Annotated in this window: 15 protein-coding genes; 8 read left to right on the top strand and 7 right to left on the bottom strand. The window is 63.5% G+C overall.

The genetic code is table 11. From position 1 onward, the window contains the following. Positions 1–56 precede the first annotated feature (56 nt). Both AC5RU9_RS18305 and pucL read right to left on the bottom strand, forming a co-directional pair. Complete coding sequence (locus AC5RU9_RS18305) at positions 57–1,574, bottom strand: nucleobase:cation symporter-2 family protein (protein WP_211713367.1); 1,518 nt, start codon at positions 1,572–1,574, stop codon at positions 57–59. A 166-nt stretch (positions 1,575–1,740) separates the two neighbouring features. Beyond that, positions 1,741–2,655 (bottom strand): factor-independent urate hydroxylase, encoded by a 915-nt coding sequence (gene pucL / locus AC5RU9_RS18300; protein WP_211713368.1) that lies wholly within the window; start codon positions 2,653–2,655, stop codon positions 1,741–1,743. A gap of 368 nt (positions 2,656–3,023) precedes the next feature. Between pucL and AC5RU9_RS18295 the strand changes: the two genes are divergently transcribed. Beyond that, positions 3,024–3,200, top strand: coding sequence for a hypothetical protein (locus AC5RU9_RS18295; protein ID WP_211713369.1), 177 nt, complete (start codon positions 3,024–3,026; stop codon positions 3,198–3,200). A 159-nt stretch (positions 3,201–3,359) separates the two neighbouring features. Here AC5RU9_RS18295 and AC5RU9_RS18290 read toward each other — a convergent pair whose 3' ends face one another. Continuing rightward, positions 3,360–4,259 carry a type IV toxin-antitoxin system AbiEi family antitoxin domain-containing protein gene (locus tag AC5RU9_RS18290; protein WP_494017557.1) on the bottom strand — a complete coding sequence of 300 codons (900 nt, stop codon included), beginning with the start codon at positions 4,257–4,259 and terminating at the stop codon, positions 3,360–3,362. Positions 4,260–4,746: 487 nt separating this feature from the next. On the opposite strand from AC5RU9_RS18290, the gene AC5RU9_RS18285 reads away from it, so the two are divergent. Beyond that, entirely contained in the window at positions 4,747–6,270 is a 1,524-nt protein-coding gene (locus AC5RU9_RS18285) for a hypothetical protein (RefSeq protein ID WP_494017556.1), read from the top strand. A gap of 122 nt (positions 6,271–6,392) precedes the next feature. On the opposite strand, the gene AC5RU9_RS18280 is transcribed toward AC5RU9_RS18285, so the two are convergent. Beyond that, positions 6,393–7,733 carry an 8-oxoguanine deaminase gene (locus AC5RU9_RS18280; RefSeq protein WP_494017555.1) on the bottom strand — a complete coding sequence of 447 codons (1,341 nt, stop codon included), beginning with the start codon at positions 7,731–7,733 and terminating at the stop codon, positions 6,393–6,395. A 397-nt stretch (positions 7,734–8,130) separates the two neighbouring features. Here AC5RU9_RS18280 and AC5RU9_RS18275 point away from each other — a divergent pair, with 397 nt between their 5' ends. The 5 genes from AC5RU9_RS18275 (at position 8,131) to AC5RU9_RS18255 (ending at position 15,520) form a co-directional block, all read left to right on the top strand. Beyond that, a complete protein-coding gene (locus AC5RU9_RS18275; RefSeq protein WP_017200639.1) occupies positions 8,131–8,625 on the top strand; it encodes a nucleoside deaminase in 495 nt (164 codons plus the stop codon). A 6-nt stretch (positions 8,626–8,631) separates the two neighbouring features. Continuing rightward, positions 8,632–10,215 carry an NCS2 family permease gene (locus AC5RU9_RS18270; protein ID WP_211713372.1) on the top strand — a complete coding sequence of 528 codons (1,584 nt, stop codon included), beginning with the start codon at positions 8,632–8,634 and terminating at the stop codon, positions 10,213–10,215. Between the two features lie 346 nt (positions 10,216–10,561). After that, positions 10,562–11,797, top strand: coding sequence for an XdhC family protein (locus AC5RU9_RS18265; RefSeq protein WP_494017554.1), 1,236 nt, complete (start codon positions 10,562–10,564; stop codon positions 11,795–11,797). Then, the gene (locus AC5RU9_RS18260) at positions 11,788–12,699 is read left to right on the top strand and encodes an FAD binding domain-containing protein (RefSeq protein ID WP_494017553.1); all 912 of its coding nucleotides are present in this window, start codon (positions 11,788–11,790) and stop codon (positions 12,697–12,699) included. Before AC5RU9_RS18265 ends, AC5RU9_RS18260 begins: the two co-directional genes overlap by 10 nt. 13 nt (positions 12,700–12,712) lie before the next feature. Continuing rightward, complete coding sequence (locus AC5RU9_RS18255; protein WP_494017552.1) at positions 12,713–15,520, top strand: molybdopterin-dependent oxidoreductase; 2,808 nt, start codon at positions 12,713–12,715, stop codon at positions 15,518–15,520. Positions 15,521–15,528: 8 nt separating this feature from the next. On the opposite strand, the gene AC5RU9_RS18250 is transcribed toward AC5RU9_RS18255, so the two are convergent. Together AC5RU9_RS18250 and nboR are read right to left on the bottom strand one after the other, a co-directional pair. Continuing rightward, positions 15,529–15,999 carry a GNAT family N-acetyltransferase gene (locus AC5RU9_RS18250; RefSeq protein ID WP_494017551.1) on the bottom strand — a complete coding sequence of 157 codons (471 nt, stop codon included), beginning with the start codon at positions 15,997–15,999 and terminating at the stop codon, positions 15,529–15,531. A gap of 19 nt (positions 16,000–16,018) precedes the next feature. Beyond that, a complete protein-coding gene (gene nboR, locus AC5RU9_RS18245; RefSeq protein ID WP_494017550.1) occupies positions 16,019–16,654 on the bottom strand; it encodes a nicotine blue oxidoreductase in 636 nt (211 codons plus the stop codon). Between the two features lie 159 nt (positions 16,655–16,813). Between nboR and AC5RU9_RS18240 the strand changes: the two genes are divergently transcribed. Next, positions 16,814–17,005, top strand: a complete 192-nt coding sequence (locus AC5RU9_RS18240) for a YegP family protein (RefSeq protein WP_189020707.1) — start codon at positions 16,814–16,816, stop codon at positions 17,003–17,005. A 79-nt stretch (positions 17,006–17,084) separates the two neighbouring features. On the opposite strand, the gene AC5RU9_RS18235 is transcribed toward AC5RU9_RS18240, so the two are convergent. Then, on the bottom strand, positions 17,085–18,508 hold a 1,424-nt coding region (locus tag AC5RU9_RS18235; protein WP_494017549.1), incomplete at its 5' end, for a transketolase-like TK C-terminal-containing protein.

Raw genomic sequence — 18,508 nt, 5'->3', positions numbered from 1 at the left:
AGAAGGCGGCAGTGTCCCCCAAGGAAACACTGCCGCCTGTCACCTGCGGGAGGGTGCTAGTGCTCTGACGCGCTGGAGGTCTTGAGCGGGACCTCGTTGCCGTCGGCGTCGATCAGTTTGCCGTTCTCGAAGCGGTCGCCTTCGCTGAGGCATTTGATGTCCTCTTCGCTGACAATCCGGTCGGTGCCCGCGACGAACACCGACTGGTTGTCCGAGTTGCCGGCCTTGAAGTGGTTGAACAGGATGTTCAGCAGGATCGCCATGACAGCGGCCGAGCTGATGCCGGAGTGGAAGATCGTGGAGAACCAGGACGGGAACTGGTCGTAGAACTTCGGGGCGGCGATCGGGATCATGCCGAAGCCGATCGAGGCCGCCACGATGATCAGGTTCATGTTGTTCTTGTACTCAACCTTGGCCAGGGTACGGATACCGCTGGCGGCAACCGTACCGAACAGTACGACGCCGGCGCCGCCCAGGACGGGAGTCGGAACCGCTGCGACGACGCGGCCCAGGATCGGGAGCAGGCCGAGGATGACCAGAATGAGGCCGCCGGCACTGACCACGAAGCGGCTCTTGATGCCCGTGATGGCAACGAGGCCAACGTTCTGGGCGAAAGCGCTCTGCGTGAAGGAGTTGAACAGCGGGGAGATGGCGCTGGAGAGCATGTCGGCCCGGAGTCCGTCACCGATGCGGCGCGAATCAACCTTGGTGTCCACGATCTCGCCCACCGCGATGATGTCTGCCGAGGTCTCGGTGAGGGTCACCAGGATAACGATCAGCATGGAGATGATGGCTGCGACTTCAAAGGTGGGGGCACCGAAAGCGAAGGGCGTGGGGAAGGCAACAACGTCGCCCTGGCCCACCTTGGAGAAGTCTGCCATGCCGGCAATGAGCGCAATGATGGTGCCGATTACCATGGCCAGCAGGATCGAGAGCCGGGAGATCGCGGCGTTGCCAACCTTGCTCAGGAGCAGAACGATGCCCATGGTTGCTGCGGCCAGTCCGATGTTGGCCATGCTGCCGTAGTTGTCAGCCTTGGCGTTGCCGCCCATGGCCCAGTTTGCCGCGACCGGCATGAGGGTCAGGCCGATCGTGGTGATCACCGTGCCCGTAACCACCGGCGGGAAGAATTTGATGATCTTCGAGAACAGGGGAGTGATGGCCAGGCCGATCAGCGAAGCCACGATCACCGAGCCGAACACCGCCTGGATCCCGCCGCCACCCTGGACGATCGCCACCATGGTGGAAACGCCGGCGAAGGACACGCCCTGGACCAGTGGCAGCTGCGAGCCGAACCACGGGATACCCACCGTCTGAAGGATGGTGGCGAGCCCGCCCACAAACAAACAGGCGGCGATCAAAAGGCCGATGTCCTGTGAGTTCATGCCGGCCGCTGCACCGATGATCAGGGGCGGGGCAATGATTCCGCCGTACATGGTGAGGACGTGCTGGAAGCCGTAAGCGAACGTGCTTCCGATGGAAAGACGCTTGTCCTCGGGGCGTTCGGGCTTGTTCGCGCGGTCCGTCCGGGACGAGGTGGTATTCGCAGGGCGGGATTTCTTCTTGATGTTCATGGCAGACTTTCTGGGTTCATGGCAGACGTCTTCGTCTGGCTAACTGTGTCTGGCTAACAAATCTTGGGGTTTTTGGGGTTGGGTTTGTGTACAGGTAATGCCGTTAAGAGGGCTCTGGCGGGCAGAACCTGTACACAAACCCTGGGGTTGGCTTTCGCCGGGGTGATTAGCAGAAGCCGGCGATGCCGCTCCATGCAACGGGTGCAGCGTCGATGTCTTCGCGCTGGACGGTTGCTTCGATGAGGCCGTACGGGCGATCAGCCGCGAAGAAGACCTCGTTGGGGTTGTCCAGGCCGAACGGGCTCAGGTCAACCAGGAAGTGGTGCTTGTTGGGCATGGAGAACTTGATTTCGTCCACTTCGCTGTGTGCTTCGAGGACCTTCTTCCCCATGTCGAAAAGCGTCTGCTGCAGGGCGTGGGAGTAGTTCTCCGTGAAGCCTTCCAGCAGGAGCGCGCGGATGTCCTCGTAGCTCTTGTTGAAGTCCGTGCCAGCTACGTCCAGATTGGTGTTGTAGCGCCAGCGGGCGGATACATCCGTTGCGAGGATGCGGTCCGTGGTCTCCGGCAGGGTGGTGTACTTGTCGCGCGGGTAGCCGACAAAGCCGGACTGCGTGGTCTTCAGGACGGTCAGGTCCTTGAGCCCGGAAATAACGTGGGTGGTTGCGCCATCACGGACGACGACGGCGGTACGCACCTCTTGTCCGTTGCGGACGAAGCTGTGGTCGTGTCCCTCGCCGTGTGCCTGGATGCGATCCCAGCTGTAGGCCTCGGCTTCCCAGCGCCCGCCGGTTACCCAGTCGAACCCACCGGTGAAGTGATCGGCAAGGCGCAGGAGGAAGGCTTCGGGCGAGCCGATGCCTTCACGTGCGAAAGCGTAGACAGTGTTCTTCTGGGTGTCGGTGGCAACGACGTGGCCGTTGTCCCCCTGGAGGTGGGCGGCCTGGAAGTCGCCGCGCAGCTGCGAGGTGACGTTCAGGTCTTCGATGTGGTGGCGGTCAGTATCCCGGGTGACCTTGACGACGCGGACTTCTGCTTTGCCGTACTGGTTTTCGCCGAGGACGATGTTGTTGCTCATGGTCATATCCCAACTTCTGTGAGGTGGAACCTAGGTTCCATCAATGAAATTAAGCGCGTGTTTCCACCGCGTTTCTGGTGGAGTCGACCCAACAAAAAAGAGCCGACATCCATTGATGCCAGCTCATTACGACCCTGCCTGCTGCTCCCAGGTTACGTGACCTACGCCACGAACTGATTCGAGAGTAGCGCACTATTTCGTCTTGTGTATATGGGTTTCCCGGGATCGTTATGAACCTTCCAAATGTGACCGGGGCAACGCTGTCTGGCTGGAAAGGGGTCTTGACGGCTCGTTTCTACCCTGCCTACACTTTCCACATAACAATAAAAGTTTTCCGAAGAGCGGAAACTGCGCATGAGAAAGAGGAGGAACAGATGGACTCGAAGGATACGAACAACGTCGTGGAATTCCCGGCGCCGGGTCAGGAGCTGTACCTGCCCTTCGGTGCGACAGATCCGGACTTCTACATTCCGGCCGACTGCGACCGCAAAGCCGGCGGGTTCTCCCGTTGGCTGCGCGGGCTCCCGGTGTTCGGCCGGCAGCGCCCCTGATTTCCTGCATCACGGGCGCGGACTCTGCGCAACAGAGCCAACGAGGCGGGCGGCACCTGGGGAGGTGCCGCCCGCTTTTCCGTTTGCGCCCGATTCGATGCTCCGCTGCGCAATGTGCCGTGCGCAGCATCGAATGCGCAGCGGGCCCCCGTATTGGATTCAGCGCCCCTCCTGCAAGGCGCGCAGTACCCTCATTTTGAACTCCTGTTCCCTGTACAGGTCCTGCCACTTGATGCGAACGAACCTCCAGCCAAGCTCAGTCAGGGCCTTCTCGCGTTGCCGTTCCTGGTAAATCACCTCGGCGGTGGGCGCATAGTCGAAGTACTTCACCTTCCCGTCGAACTCCATGGCCACCTTTTTCTTGCGCCAAGCGAAGTCCAGCCGATGGCGGCCCTCGGTCGACACAACTTCTACCTGGAGTTCGGGGAGTTCGATCCTTAGCCGTTGGAGCAACTCACGGGTCAGGGTTTCGCCGGGGGACTCCGATCGGGAGTCCGCATGCGCCAAGGCACGGCGCAAAGTGAGAACTCCGTTGCGCCCGGTCAGCGACGCGCACATCTCCTGGAGTCGTCCGGCATCGGCCCCCTTCCGCAGGGCGTGATCCGTTAGCACCAGGGATTGCTTGTAGTTAAACATGAGGCAGCAGTCCACAATGGTTCGCTCCAGGGACGTGCATTGCATCCCGTCAATGAACACAACGTCACCGGGGCCCAGCGTGCGGGTATGCGGAACGACGCCGAAACCATGGGATTTGGAGGACGCCGTTGATCCAGTGGTGACGTGCACGCGGTCATCGACGTCCCAGAGAAACAGGCCATGGAGGCGGGCGACTGAGGTGTGGCTGTAGACCAGGCCGCCAACCGACGTCGTAAGCGTTCCGTGCGCGTGCGCGGCGATGAGTTGCCGACTGCGCACCCATGGTTTTTGGGCTGCCCATGTGCTCCCCCGGATGTAGCAACCCCGACGAAGTCGGACCAGCCTTCCCTCGCGCAACAAAGTGGCTATTTTTCTGTCGTTGAAGCCGAGTTCGTGGAGTTCGTTGGTTCGCCACAAGTTCATGCCTGCGGGGAGATTGCCTGTAGCGCTGTTCATCACGTGATAACCCTCGAACGGCGCGGGCTGCAGGGAAAGCTTCGGGCTGGCCTATGTGGACAAACCCATTTCGATGCCCCGCTGCAGGCTGTGCCGCGCCAACGGCTCACTGCGCAGCGAGGCGTCGAAACGGCCGAAAAGCGGGGCGCGTCATATTCCGGTGGCGTGTGGCGTGGGTCACGTATGCTGGGGTGACGGCCGCCCTCGGGTACTTAAAGGCCGTTGTGGCCCCTTCGTTTGGGCCGCACTTGCTGGCTCGATGGCGTCGGACAAGGTCCGCGAGCGTCGCACTGCAGCACGTTGAGCATTAGCCGCCGCTCGTCGTCGAGCTGTGCCGGGACATGGACGCCTGGCTGATAACGCCTGCCGCGGTAGGTCTCAGAAAGAGCTGGATCTGGGGGTTCAGCGCCGCACAGCAGCAATCAGGCTGCTTCCCCAAAGGAAAACATTTGTCATGAAACGCACCCTCGTCACGCTCGGGGCGGTGATTGTGGTGGCCCTTGCCGGATGCACGGATCCAGGCACGCCGCCACCTACCGAGAGCCCCAGCGCAACGTCAACAGCCGAACCGACCACCACTCCCACGGACCCGAGCGAAACGCCCACCGGAACTCCCGAACCGACAACGACGTCGACGGCCACGCCGACGGCCGAACCGACGACGACCTCCACCCCGACGGCGACAGAGACGGCAACCCCAACCCCAACCCCTACTCCCACGGAGACGGCGACCCCGATCCCTACTCCGACGGAGACAGGAACCCCCACCCCCACCCCGACCCCCACAGAGACAGCAACCCCCACACCGACGCCTACCGGCAGCATCGCCAACCTCGCCCGGATCCCGTGGGACGGTGGGCCTGCGTACTGGTCCAAGTTCCCCGGTGCGGCCAAGCTCAACAACCCAAATCTTTTCCCCATCAGCGTTTACTACGGCAAGCCAGAGCACGCCGCACAGTTGAAGGACATTGGCGTCAACGTGTACCAAAACGCCGAGCACGATGGGTCTTCCATGGCGTCAATTACGGACACCGGAATGCTGGTCATTGCCGGGACGGAGTGGTCGCGCGCTGAGGTGGGCAGTAACCCCGGAGTGGTGGGCTGGGATACCTACGATGAGTGCGACATGCTCGGCTTGGGTTGCGACGGCGCAACCTATGCCCAGAATCTCCAGCAGATGCAGGACAAGGTAGCCCAGATCCATGGGTTCAACGATGGCAGGTTCGCGTTCGCCAACTATTCCAAGGGCATCCTGGGAACCTACTGGGCATCGGGGCTGATGGACGATTTCATGTCCGCGGTGGACGCTGCGTCTGTGGACAACTACATGTACGCCCGGGCGGACCTTCAGGATGAACTGAACCGGACGCCGTCGTGGCCGCAGGGCGCACAAACAGCCACGTCGGCGGCCTACGGCTGGCAATTGGACCAGATGCGAAGCTTCCAGTCACCACCGGGCATCCATCCCAACTGGATTTTCGTTGAGTCGGCAAAACCGTTCCTTAATGATGCGAATGACCGGACCATCACCCCGGAACAGATGGAGGGCGCCATGTGGTCCGGCATCATCCATGAGGCACGCGGAATCAGCATTTTCCAGCACAACAACAACGGGCTGGCCGGCTTTGGGACCTACTCCTTGGTCCAGGAGCCCGCTGATCGCAAGGCGAAGATCAAGGCCTCACTTGCCGGTATCCAGTCCTTGGCCCCTGTCCTTAACACGCAGAGCTACGTGTGGAACGCGGGCGCCACGGGTACGGACACGATGCTGAAAGCCAAGGATGGCAGCGCGTACCTCTTCGCTGGCATCGGATTGAACGGCAGCACGGGTTCAAAGACCTTCACCCTTCCTGCCGGAATTACCGGGTCGCAGGTGGAGGTGGTGGGCGAGAACCGGACCATCCCAGTGCAGAACGGCAAGTTCACGGACTCGTTCGCGAACGAGTACACGCATCACGTATACAAGGTAACCATCTAGGGAAGGCCGCAACTCCACCCGCGAGTTCGCTGGAAGAGTGCGAAATCGCCGGAACGCTCCCTGCGAAGTGGCAGCGTTCCGGCGAACTCGCGCGCCGGGACAACGCGCCCAAGCCCTAGGAGCTACCCAGCCACCAACTTCCGCGCAGCAGCCGAGTGCTCCGCGATCAGTCCGGCCACGTCCAGGCCTGGGATCGCCCCGTCAAGGACGCGCCAGGAGCCGCCCACCATCACCCGGTCAGCACGGTCTGCACCGCACAGCAACAAGGCAGCCACGGGGTCGTGGCTGCCGGAGAACCGAAGCTCGTCGGGCTTAAACAACGCCAGGTCGGCCTGCATCCCGGGGGCCAATTGGCCGATGTCCGAGCGCCCAAGAACTGCTGCGGACCCACGCGTCGCCCACCCCAACGCACGGGACACGGGAACGGAGGCACCGTAGCGGAGCCGCTGCAAGTACAGCGCCTGCCGGGCCTCGAGGATCATGTTGGACGCATCGTTCGACGCCGATCCGTCCACTCCCAGCCCCACGGGAACGCCCGCAGCCTCGAGTTCCAATACCCGCGCGGTCCCGGATGCGAGCCGCATGTTGGAGGTGGGGCAGTGCGCGACGGCGGTGCCCGCGGCTCCCAGCCTGGCGATCTCCTCGTCGTTGAAGTGGATGCCGTGTCCCAGCCAGGTGCGGGACCCGAGCCAGCCCACGGACTCCAGGTAATCCACGGTTCGGAGTCCGAACATGGACTGGCAGAAGTCTTCTTCGTCGATGGTTTCGGCAAGGTGAGTGTGGAGCCGGACGTCGAACCGTTCAGCCATCGCCGCTGACTCGGCCATGATTTCCTTGGTCACCGAGAAGGGCGAGCACGGGGCGAGCGCGATCTGCACAACAGCGCCGGGACCTGTCTCGTGGTACTTGCGAATCAGGCGTTCGCTGTCCGCAAGGATCGCTTCGGGCGACTGGACTGTGGTCCTGGGCGGCAGCCCGCCGTCGTCCTCTCCGAGCGTCATGGAGCCGCGCGTCAAGGTGGCCCGCATCCCCATGGACCGTACTGCAGAAACCTCGATGTCGATGGCGTCTTCCATGCCGTCCGGAAACAGGTAGTGGTGGTCGGCGGCGGTGGTGCAGCCGGACAGGAGGAGCTCGGCAAGCGCTACCTGGACGGCCAGTTCAAGGCTGCGCGGAGTGAGTCGCGCCCACACGGGGTAGAGATTCTGCAGCCACGGGAACAGGGGTGCGTTGGCCACGGGTCCCCAGGCGCGGGTGAGCGTTTGGTAGAAGTGGTGGTGCGTGTTGATCAGGCCGGGCAGCACCACGTGGGAGGACGCATCGAACACGGAACACGGCATGGAGGGCTCAGCGCCGGAGGGCACGAGTTCCACGATGGTTCCGTCGTCGGAGACCACCAGGCCGTTGCCGGCGTCGAGGTCGTTGGCGGTGAAGATACCCAGCGGGTTTTTTATCCAAAGCATGGAGGTCCTTGTCTGGTCGGCGTGTACGCGTTCCAGCTCAGTTAGGCCCTGTCTGCTGATCCAGGTTTCCCCGGCGCCGGGGGCGTCGGGTCCACAAAGCGTAGAATGCACGACGGCGGCAGTCAACGGCCGCGGGCCAGCTGCGGTCACATTCGGCGGGCATCAGTAATTTCGCATGACGAAATTAAATTTTCAAAAAAGTATGGCGCGGCTCACAAACCTGGTGCTACGCTCTAACTGCCAAAGGCGGGCACCCGGACCTCGGGAAGCTATCTACCAGGCGCAACTTAACCTTCATCGCACATGCTGAAGCCTGGTAACCAAGCTAATCGGAGCTCCTCTCTGTAGCGCCCCCAAACAGGTCACCTGGCTTCCTCAGCACTAAGGAAGTCGCAACATGAGTACAACCGTCACGGCCGAGCAATTCCTGGCCACCTCCATTGAGCTGGCAACAGCCAATGTCCTGAACAGTGGTGGCCCTTTCGGCGCCGTCATTGTCACCGCGGACGGACGAGCCTTCGAAGGCGTCAACCGCGTAACCGCCACGAACGATCCCACAGCGCACGCGGAAGTCACGGCCATCCGTAACGCCTGCCGCGAACTGGGAACTTTCGATCTGAGCGGAGCAACCCTCTACACCAGCTGCGAGCCATGCCCCATGTGCCTGGCCTCCGCGCTCTGGGCACGCGTGGACCGCGTGTTCTTCGCCGCAGACCGTCACGACGCCGCATCCGTTGGCTTCGACGACGCCGTCTTCTACGAGTACTTCGAGAACGACAACCGGGACGCGCTGATGCCGGTAGCCAAGCTGGAACTGGGCGACCCCCAGGCTCCGGCGGCCCTCCAGCCGTTCAACACATGGAACACGCTTGATTCCAGGATTGATTACTAGGGCCCGGTGGCTGACATGACAATCCTGGATCCCGCAGAAATGCAGACAGCAGCTGAAAAGCAGGCTGCGCTCCTCCCCAACGGAGGCAAAGGCGCAGAGCCCACAGCTGCGAAGCACACGGCAACCGGCCTGGCCAACCCTAACGGCAAGCCCCCGGTGTCGAACTCCTTCCTGGATAAGTTCTTCCAGATCTCCAAGCGTGGCTCCACGCTGGCCCGCGAATTCCGCGGCGGCCTGGTCACGTTCTTCACCATGGCGTACATCGTCATCCTGAATCCGCTCATTCTGGGTGGCTTCTCGGCAGAGAACGCACCCACCGACGTCGCTGGTGGCTGGCTCTCAGCGGCGCAGGTCGGTGCGGTCACCGGCCTCACCGCCGGCGTCATGACCATCATCTTCGGCCTGGTCGCCAACCTTCCCTTCGGCCTGGCCGCAGGTTTGGGCATCAACTCCTTCCTCGCCGTCGCGGTCATCCAGGAAGTCACGTGGCCAGAAGCCATGGGCCTGGTGGTCATCAACGGCATCCTGATCGTCCTCTTCGGTGCAACCGGTGCCCGGACGGCGATCTTCAAGGCAGTCCCCAAGGAACTCAAAGCCGCCATCACCGTTGGCATCGGCTTGTTCATCGCCTTCATCGGCTTCGTTGACTCCGGCTTCGTCCGTCCCACGGCGGGCGGCCCGCCGGTCCAACTCGGCAATGATGGCTCCATCACTTCCATCCCCACGCTTGTTTTCATCGTCGGGCTGTTGGCCATGGGCATCCTCGTGGCACGCAAAATCCAAGGTGGCCTGCTTATCGGCATTGTCGCCACCACTGTCCTTGCCGCTGTTGTCGAGGCCATCTTCCACATCGGTCCGGGCAGTGCCACCAACCCTGGCGGCTGGCACCTGAACGTACCCATCCTGTCGAGCCAGTTGGTGTCCGTGCCGGACCTCAGCCTGGTGGGCCAGTTCGATCTCTTCGGCTCGTTCGCACGGATCGGGGGACTGGCTGCCACCATGTTGGTCTTCACCCTGGTGTTCACCAACTTCTTCGACGCCATGGGCACCATGACCGGATTGGCGAAGAGTGCCGGTGTGGCACACAAGGACGGCACGTTCCCCAAGCTGAAGTCGGCCTTCATTGTTGAAGGCATGGGCGCAGTGGTGGGTGGCGCAACGTCCGGTTCGTCCAACACTGTGTACATCGACTCCGCTGCCGGTATCGGCGAAGGTGCCCGCACCGGCTTGGCATCAGTGGTCACCGGCTTGCTGTTCCTTGGTTCGATGTTCTTCACACCGCTCACCTCGGTTGTGCCGCTGGAAGTAGCTGCCGCGGCCCTGGTGGTGGTGGGTGCGATGATGATGGCGCAGATCCGCGAGATCAAGTTCACCAAGTTCTCCATCGCGCTGCCCGCGTTCCTGACCATCGTGACCATGCCGCTGACGTATTCCATTGCCAACGGCATCGGCGTCGGGTTCATCTCCTTCGCCGTCATCAGCGCCGCGTCGGGGAAGGCCAAGAAGGTCCATCCGCTCATGTGGGTGGTCACGGTTGGCTTCATCATTTACTTCGCACGGGGTCCCATCAACGCCCTGATGGGCGTCTAGCCCGGAGCCCCACCCCGCGCCGGCGGGTCATTATCCGGCACTCCGATCGACGGTCCGCCGGCCCCTCCGCACGAATAGGCGCCCGCCGTCGTCGTCCCTTGGGAAGGGGAACGACGGCGGGCGGCGGCCCTGTTGATTCAGGAACAGGTGCCGGCGCTCCGTCAGGGAACGGGGGCAGGGAGATGAAGCCCTTGCCCCCGTTCCTACGAACTCTTACTGACTGAACTTTTGTTGAACAGCCGCGACTGACCCTCAACACCCTCTGCGAATGAGATTATGGGGCAAGATCGCGCACTGCTCCGGCCGGGCCACCTGGCCGGGACACCTGGAATAAGGATGTGTTGCCATGCTGGATCTGATGCCTTCACTGGGCGGCTGGCGGACGGCGGTCTCCGGCCAACGATGCGCTGTGGCCACGATCGTAGGGACTGGGGGCTCCGTGCCGCGGCCCCTGGGGACGTCCATGATGGTCTCCGAGCGCGGCGAAATCCTGGGCAGCTTGTCGGGTGGTTGCGTGGAGGGTGCCGTGGTGGAGGCCGCTTTGGAGGCAATGCGCGACGGCGGCCCCCGCCTTGAGTCCTTCGGCTTCAGTCCCGAGGACGCGTTCGCCGTTGGGCTCACCTGTGGAGGGGAAGTGGAAGTCCACATCCAGCCGCTGCAGGAAGGCACGCCCGAACTCTCAATGCTGGCCGAAACCCACCGGCCCGCCGCACTCATCCGCCGCCTTGATGCCGGTGGCGGAGTGATGGTGGTGGAGGATCCCGTACGGTTCCGTGCCATGGAATCGGAAGAGCTGGCCAAACTGGTGGGTGACCACCCCGCTACGCTGTTCGCGGCAGCCGCCCAAGTGGAGCCGCTCCTCCAAGGTGGCCGAGCAGGGTTGGTCCGGCTGGCCCCGCCCGAGGGCTGCATCGATGGCTGGGTGACGGCCGAGAGGTTGGCCGCGCCGCCCCGTGACGAGGAAGAACCACAGCCCATCACCTTGTTTGTCGAAAGCAGGTTGCCTGCAGCGAGGATGCTGGTCTTTGGCGCCAACGACTTTGGTGCCGCGTTGCTTCCCGCCGGGCAACTCCTTGGCTACGAGGTCACTTTGTGCGATGCGCGTCCGGCCTTCGCCCAACAAGGTCGCTTCGCCGGAGCGGACCAGGTAGTGACGGACTGGCCCCACCGCTACCTCCAGGCTGAAGCCGCAGCGGGTCGCATCGATTCCCGGACGGTGGTCTGCGTCCTGACCCACGACCCCAAGTTCGACATCCCTTTGCTGAGGGCCGCCCTCGGCCTCAACCTGGCCTACGTTGGCGCGATGGGGTCCCGCCGGAGCCACCGCCAGCGGATCGATGCCCTCCTCAAGGCAGGCACGCCAACTGAGTCCTTGGCGCGGCTTCACTCACCCATCGGCTTGAACCTTGGTGCCGTCACTCCGGCGGAAGTGGCGGTCTCTATTACCGCCGAGATCATCGCGGAGCGCGGACCGCTGGCCAGGGAAGCGCACGGCACTCCCGGATTCCCTTCCCTCAAAGACGGCACCGGCCCGATTCACCCAGCACCTCAACACCTCACCCAGGAGGACCCATGGACATGAACACCATCGAGGCCGTGGTGCCCACCACCGACCCGGCCCAGTGGCGCGACGGCGATGCCTGGCTCGCCGGCGGCACGGTCCTTTTCTCCTACGGAAGCACCGTCCTCAAACGACTGCTCGACCTCGGCGAAGCCGACTGGCCTGCCGTTACCGTGACCGACGACGGCATCGAATTGGCTGCCACCTGCACCGTCGCCGAGCTCTACGCCTTGCCCGCCAGCGCCGGAACAGCCCAGCGCGAGTGGCCCGGGCTGGCCCTGATCCGGCCAAGTTGTGACTCATTCGTGGCGTCCTTCAAAATCTGGAACATGTCCACCGTGGGCGGCAACATCTGCACGGGCTTGCCTGCAGGACCCATGACCTCGCTCTGCGCCGGCCTCGATGGCATCGCCACCATCCTCAGCCCGGACGGTTCCAGCCGCACGGTCCCGGTGGCCGACTTCGTGATCGGCGATATGCAGACCGTCCTCGCCCCGGGGGAGTTGCTGCGCAGCATCCACATCCCTGCCGAGGCGCTCTCGGCACGTGTGGCGTTCAGGCGCTTGTCGCTAAGCAACCTTGGCCGTTCAGGCGTGTTGCTGATTGGCAGGCTTGATCCCGTCTTCGGCCTGGTCATCACGGTGACTGCCTCGACCAAGCGCCCGGTGCAACTAAGGTTCCCCGCCGGGAAGGTTCCGGACGCGCGGACGCTGGCTGACGCCGTCGAACGTTCCATTCCCTGGCCGCTGTACCACGACGATATCCACGGGCTGCCGGCATGGCGCCGCGACATGACGCTCAAGCTGGCCGAGGAAATACGGGCGGAATTGATGGACGAATCCATGACCGTGTCCGGCGATTTCTGGCCACCGCACGCCACGTCGCCGCAGCCGTCCACCCAACCCGAAACCCCTGGCACTTAGAAGGAGGCCTCCCATGGCAATTGAGATCAACGGCGCTGCCTCGCAGGCCACACCCCGCCCGGGCCAATGCCTCCGCACCTTCCTTCGGGAGGAGGGCAACTTCGGCGTCAAGAAGGGCTGCGACGGCGGCGACTGCGGAGCCTGCACGGTCCACGTCGACGGAACCCCCGTGCACAGCTGCATCTACCCGGCCGTCCGCGCCGAGGGCAAGGCAGTTACCACCATCGAGGGCCTCGCCCAGGACGGACAACTGCACCCTGTGCAGGAGCAGTTCCACCAGGGTCAGGGTTTCCAGTGCGGCTTCTGCACCGCAGGCATGATGATGACAGCCGCCACCTTTGACGACGAACAACGCGCCAACCTGCCCCGGAACCTCAAGGGCAACCTGTGCCGTTGCACCGGTTATCGCTCCATTGCGGACGCCGTCTGCGGCCACGACACCGACCACGGGCACGACGCCGGAGCTGACATTTCGGGGGCAAAGTCGCCTGCTGCTGTTGAGGCCATCCCCGGCCAACTTGGCGACAACGTCCCCGCCCTGGCCAGCGACGCCGTGATCACGGGAACCGCCCGGTACACCTTGGATGTTCCCGCCGAGCAACTGCCTGGCTTGCTGCACCTCAAGCTGGCGCGTTCGCCGCATCCGCACGCCCGGATTGTGTCCATCGATAAGGCCCCGGCGTTGGCTGTGCCGGGCGTTGTTGCCGTTTTTACGCATGAGGACGCGCCGCAGCAACTCTTCTCCACGGCCCAACATGAGAACTTCACCGACGACCCCGATGACACCCGCGTGCTGGACAACGTTGTGCGGTTCATCGGGCAGCGGGTGGCCGCGGTGGTGGCCGAATCCGTGGGCGCGGCCGAAGCCGGTGCGCGTGCGTTGGCCGTGGAGTACGAACTCCTTGAACCGGTTTTTACGCCCCAGGACGCCATCCTTCCAGGTGCCCCGGCGATTCATGGCGAGAAAGACGGCGTCGAATCCCGCATTTCAAGGCCGCTCCAGAACGTGGTGGCCGAGGTCCACGCGGAACTGGGCAGCGTACAGGACGGCTTCGCCGAGGCGGACTACATCCACGAGCACACGTACCAAACCCAGCGGGTGCAGCACGTGGCCATGGAAACCCACTCGTCCATCTCCTGGCTCGATGAGGAAGGCCGGTTGGTTGTTCGTTCCTCCACCCAGGTCCCGTTCCTGGTGAAGCGGACATTGAGTCGGTTGTTCAACCTGGCGCCGGAAACCGTCCGTGTTGTGGCGGGCCGGGTTGGCGGCGGTTTCGGTGGAAAGCAGGAAGTCCTCACCGAAGATCTGGTGGCATTGGCAACCCTTGCCCTGAAGCGTCCCGTGCAGCTCGAGTTCACCCGGACCGAGCAGTTCACGGCAACCACCACCCGGCACCCCTTCACGATCCACCTCAAGGCGGGCGCCAACAAGGACGGATACCTGACCGCGCTGCAGTTGAGCGTGCTTACCAACACCGGCGCCTACGGTAACCACGCTCCAGGCGTCATGTTCCACGGCTGTGGCGAGTCGTTGGCCGTGTACAAGTGCGTGAACAAGAAAGTGGACGCCCACGCCGTCTACACCAACTCTGTTCCCGCCGGGGCCTTCCGGGGCTACGGGCTGAGCCAGATGATCTTTGCCATCGAATCGGCCATCGACGAGCTGGCTGTGGGGATTGGCATGGATCCGTTGGAATTCCGCCTCAAGAACATGGTCCGTCCAGGCGACCACATGCTCTCCACAACTCCGGAGCCTGAGGAAGATGTGCACTATGGCAGCTACGGCCTGGATCAGTGCGTGGCCTTGGTACGTGATGCCCTGGACCGAGGGAAGGAACGTTACCGTGCAGCCGGACTCGACGACCTCGGCCCCGAATGGGTCATCGGCGAAGGTTCAGCGCTGTCCATGATCGACACCGTCCCGCCCCGCGGCCACTTCGCCCACACCCGGGTGAGCCTGGAAGCGGACGGAAGGTTCGCCGTCGACGTCGGTACTGCCGAATTCGGCAACGGCACCACCACCGTGCACGCGCAGTTGGCGGCCACGGCGCTGGCGACCTCAGCGTCCAAGGTGACCGTACGCCAGTCCGATACCGACCTCGTGGAGCACGACACCGGTGCGTTCGGGTCCGCCGGAACGGTGGTTGCCGGCAAGGCGACCCTCGGTGCGGCGCTGGAATTGGCTACGCGAATCCAGACAGTCGCGGCCTTGCTCACAGGGGTGGCGCTGACGGAGTGCCGGTTGGTGGATGGGGCTGTCCAGTGCGGCGACCGTACGGTGCAGCTCACGGAAATCGTCGACGCCGCGCGGCTGCAAGGCGTCCGCCTCGCCACCGACGGAAACTGGGGAGGAACGCCGCGTTCGGTGGCATTCAACGTCCACGGCTTCCGGGTTGCCGTGAATACGGGAACCGGTGAGCTGAGGATCCTGCAGAGCGTGCAAGCCGCCGACGCCGGTGTGGTGGTCAATCCGCGGCAGTGCCGTGGGCAGATCGAGGGCGGGATCGCGCAGGCACTCGGTGCGGTGCTGTACGAGGAAGTGAAAGTGGACGACGCCGGTCGGGTCACCACGGACATACTGCGGCAGTATCACATTCCGTCGTTCGCGGACGTGCCAAGGAGCGAGGTCTACTTCGCCAAAACCAACGACAGCACTGGCCCACTCGGCGCGAAGTCCATGAGCGAGAGCCCGTTCAACCCTGTGGCACCGGCGCTGGCCAACGCCATCCGCAACGCAACGGGGATCCGCTTCGCTGAGCTGCCCATCGCCCGGGACAAGATCTACTTGGCGCTCCGAGACCGGACCCTGATCCGCAACTAACCCAACTGCTACTTACTTGGGTGGACCGCGAGCTCCATGAAGACGCTGTTCGGGTCCAGGGTGTAATCCGCGAACGGCGGGCATTCGGTGAACCCGTGCCGTTCGTACAGGCGCCGCGCCGGGGCGAAGTAGTCCTCGGTGCCGGTTTCCAGGCTGAGCCTTTCATATCCGCGTCGTCCGGCTTCGTCAACGATGTGTTCAAGCATGCGGGTTGCCACGCCACGTCCCCGGGCGTTGGCCGCGGTCCGCATCGACTTGATCTCGGCCTGCCCGGGGGACAACGCCTTCAGCGCCCCGCATCCCAGCAGGACACCGTCCTCGCGGGCAGTCCAGAAAGTGATCGCGTCGTGCGACAACGCCGAGTGGTCCAATGCGTGGACGCTCTCCGCGGGCGAGGTGGCGAACATGTCGGCCAGGTGTTCGCTGAGGAGCTGGTGAACGTCAGGGCGCGCGGGATCGTCAATCTCGATGCTGATCATGGACCTAATTTACCCGCCGCTACCCGTCCAGGAGATGCAGCTGATCCTTGGTGTCCAGGTCCTCACCCGAGCACAGATCGCTGCAGTCCACCAGGTCCACCAGCCCCGGATGGGCCTTGAGGAAGGAGCGCGCGCCCGTGTCGCCGTTGGCAGCCGCAGCCGCTTCGGAGCGGAGCCCGACGTCGAAAATCACCGGGTGCCTGCGCTTCAGCCTGCCTGACTCATCAGGGTAGGCGGCGGCGGTGACCCGCCCTGGACGATGGCTGCCCAGCAACCTGCTCACCGCCGTCGGGGTCAGCCCGGGCTGATCCACCAAGGCCACCATGATGTTGTTTCCCGGTGCAGCGGCTTCGATGCCCGCGCGGAAGGATCCGGCCATCCCTTTGGCCCAATTCTGGTTGTCGACGACTGTGTGCGCACCCAGTTCGGTGTTGCTCCGAACGTGGTCGGCTTCGGCTCCGAGCACCACCACTACTTCGCTGCAACCGCCGTCGAAAAGCGTGTCGGCGAGTACTTCCACCAGCGTGCGGCCGCGGAAGGGCAGCAGCGCCTTGGGGCCGCGCCCCAGGCGGGTGCCGGCGCCCGCAGCGAGCAGGACGCCCGTGGTGGGCGTGCCGGATTGAGTCATATCCTCACCATACGCGCGGCGTTCCATGCGGTCTCTAGCTCCTTGAGTGCTTTCCATTTGATCTACCAATATCGGTTTCAAACTACTGATGAGTAGGGCTTTTGGCCCCGTGAAATGGCCGTTATGGTCGATGAGGGAGTTATGAAGTCAGCTCGAGGACGCAACGACGCGTTAAGGACGGGGAACATGGCGGGCAGTTTCGAGATTCTCAAAGCAGGTACTAATTCATTCCGTTTCCGGCTCACGGCCGACGACGGCACGGTGGTGGCAGTGTCGCCTCAATTTCCAAACCTGAAGGCCGTTGTGGCCGGTATCAACGCCGTTCGCGAGAATGCGGCCACAGGTTTCGTCGTCGACCGGAGGAACCTGGGCACCTGACGTTGCCCGTCTGGGTCGCAAACGACAAATGGCGGCAGTGTTCATTACGAACACTGCCGCCATTTGTTGTTGATGGGGCTTAGGCGTCGCCGCCTGCGCCACCGGTGGTGCCGGCGTTCACGTCAAGCAGCTTGTAGCGGTCAATGGCGTACGACGGCGCACCCTCCTCGACGTCGCCCCTCGCCGCCAGCAGCTGCAGGGTTTTGGCGACGATGGAGTGGGTGTCGTTTTTGAAGTAGCGGCGTGCGGCTTGGCGGGTGTCGGAGAAGCCGAAGCCGTCTGCTCCGAGGGAGGCGAAGTCGTTGGGGATGTATTGGCGGATTTGGTCGGGGACGGCTTTCATGTAGTCGGTGACCGCGATGACGGGCCCGGTTTTGCCTGCGAGTTGTTCGGTGATGAACGGGGTGGGTGCGGGTTGGCCGGGGTTCAGGAACGCGTGGTCTTCGGCGGCGAGTCCGTCGCGTCGGAGTTCGTTCCAGGACGTCACGGACCAGACATCGGCGGCGACGTTCCAGTCTTCGGCGAGGATCCGTGCCGCTTCGAGGGCCCAGGGCACGGACACGCCGGAGGCGAGGATCTGCGCGGTGGGCCGGTCGTTTGGTCCTGCGGGGGCGTCTGCGAGGTGGTAGATGCCTTTGAGGAGCCCGTTGACGTCGAGGTTTTCCGGTTCCGCGGGTTGGGTGATGGGTTCGTTGTAGACGGTGAGGTAGTACATCACGTTTTTATCTGACGCAGTTCTGGTTCCTTGCGCGTCAGCGTCGGGTCCGTACATTTGTTCGAGGCCGTGGCGGATGATGTGGCCGATTTCGTAGCCGTAGGCGGGGTCGTAGGTGCGTACGGCGGGGTTGGTGGAGGCCAGGATGGGGGAGTGCCCGTCGGCGTGTTGGAGTCCTTCGCCGGTGAGGGTGGTTCGTCCTGCGGTGGCGCCGATGATGAATCCGCGGGTCATTTGGTCTGCTGCGGCCCAGAAGGAATCGCCGGTGCGTTGGAAGCCGAACATGGAGTAGAACACGTAGATCGGGACCAGGGGTTCGCCGTGGGTGGCGTAGGAGGTTCCGGCGGCGGTGAACGCTGCGACGGCTCCGGCTTCGTTGATGCCGGGGTGGATCAGTTGTCCGGCGGGTGATTCTTTGTAGGCCAGGACGAGGTCGCGGTCCACGGAGAGGTAGTTCTGGCCTTTGGGGTTGTAGATTTTCGCGGTCGGGAAGAACGCGTCCATCCCGAAGGTCCGGGATTCGTCGGGGACGACGGGCACGAACCGGGCGCCGAAGTTTTTGTCCCGCATGAGGTCTTTGAGGAGCCGGACGAAGGCCATGGTGGTCGCGGCTTGTTGTTTCCCGGATCCGCGTTTGGCCACGTCGTAGGATTTCGCCTCGGGCAGGGTGACCTCGGTGTGTTTGCGGCGCCGTTCGGGTACGAACCCGCCGAGCTCGGCCCGGCGTTCCATGAGGTATTTGATTTCCGGGGCGTCCATGCCGGGGTGGTAGTACGGGGGCCGGTAGA

It is taken from the genome of Arthrobacter sp. B0316-5-4, from assembly GCF_059090325.1.
The sequence above is the reverse complement of the archived record's forward strand: the minus strand, read 5'-3'. Positions and strand labels throughout refer to the sequence as shown.

Coding starts and splice junctions, on each gene's coding strand:
- AC5RU9_RS18240 (WP_189020707.1), top strand. CDS start 16,814: ATGGCGGGCAGTTTCGAGATTCTCAAAGCAGGTACTAATTCATTCCGT.
- AC5RU9_RS18260 (WP_494017553.1), top strand. CDS start 11,788: ATGGACATGAACACCATCGAGGCCGTGGTGCCCACCACCGACCCGGCC.
- nboR (WP_494017550.1), bottom strand. CDS start 16,654: ATGGAACGCCGCGCGTATGGTGAGGATATGACTCAATCCGGCACGCCC.
- pucL (WP_211713368.1), bottom strand. CDS start 2,655: ATGACCATGAGCAACAACATCGTCCTCGGCGAAAACCAGTACGGCAAA.
- AC5RU9_RS18255 (WP_494017552.1), top strand. CDS start 12,713: ATGGCAATTGAGATCAACGGCGCTGCCTCGCAGGCCACACCCCGCCCG.
- AC5RU9_RS18285 (WP_494017556.1), top strand. CDS start 4,747: ATGAAACGCACCCTCGTCACGCTCGGGGCGGTGATTGTGGTGGCCCTT.
- AC5RU9_RS18305 (WP_211713367.1), bottom strand. CDS start 1,574: ATGAACATCAAGAAGAAATCCCGCCCTGCGAATACCACCTCGTCCCGG.
- AC5RU9_RS18290 (WP_494017557.1), bottom strand. CDS start 4,259: ATGAACTTGTGGCGAACCAACGAACTCCACGAACTCGGCTTCAACGAC.
- AC5RU9_RS18280 (WP_494017555.1), bottom strand. CDS start 7,733: ATGCTTTGGATAAAAAACCCGCTGGGTATCTTCACCGCCAACGACCTC.
- AC5RU9_RS18275 (WP_017200639.1), top strand. CDS start 8,131: ATGAGTACAACCGTCACGGCCGAGCAATTCCTGGCCACCTCCATTGAG.
- AC5RU9_RS18265 (WP_494017554.1), top strand. CDS start 10,562: ATGCTGGATCTGATGCCTTCACTGGGCGGCTGGCGGACGGCGGTCTCC.
- AC5RU9_RS18295 (WP_211713369.1), top strand. CDS start 3,024: ATGGACTCGAAGGATACGAACAACGTCGTGGAATTCCCGGCGCCGGGT.
- AC5RU9_RS18250 (WP_494017551.1), bottom strand. CDS start 15,999: ATGATCAGCATCGAGATTGACGATCCCGCGCGCCCTGACGTTCACCAG.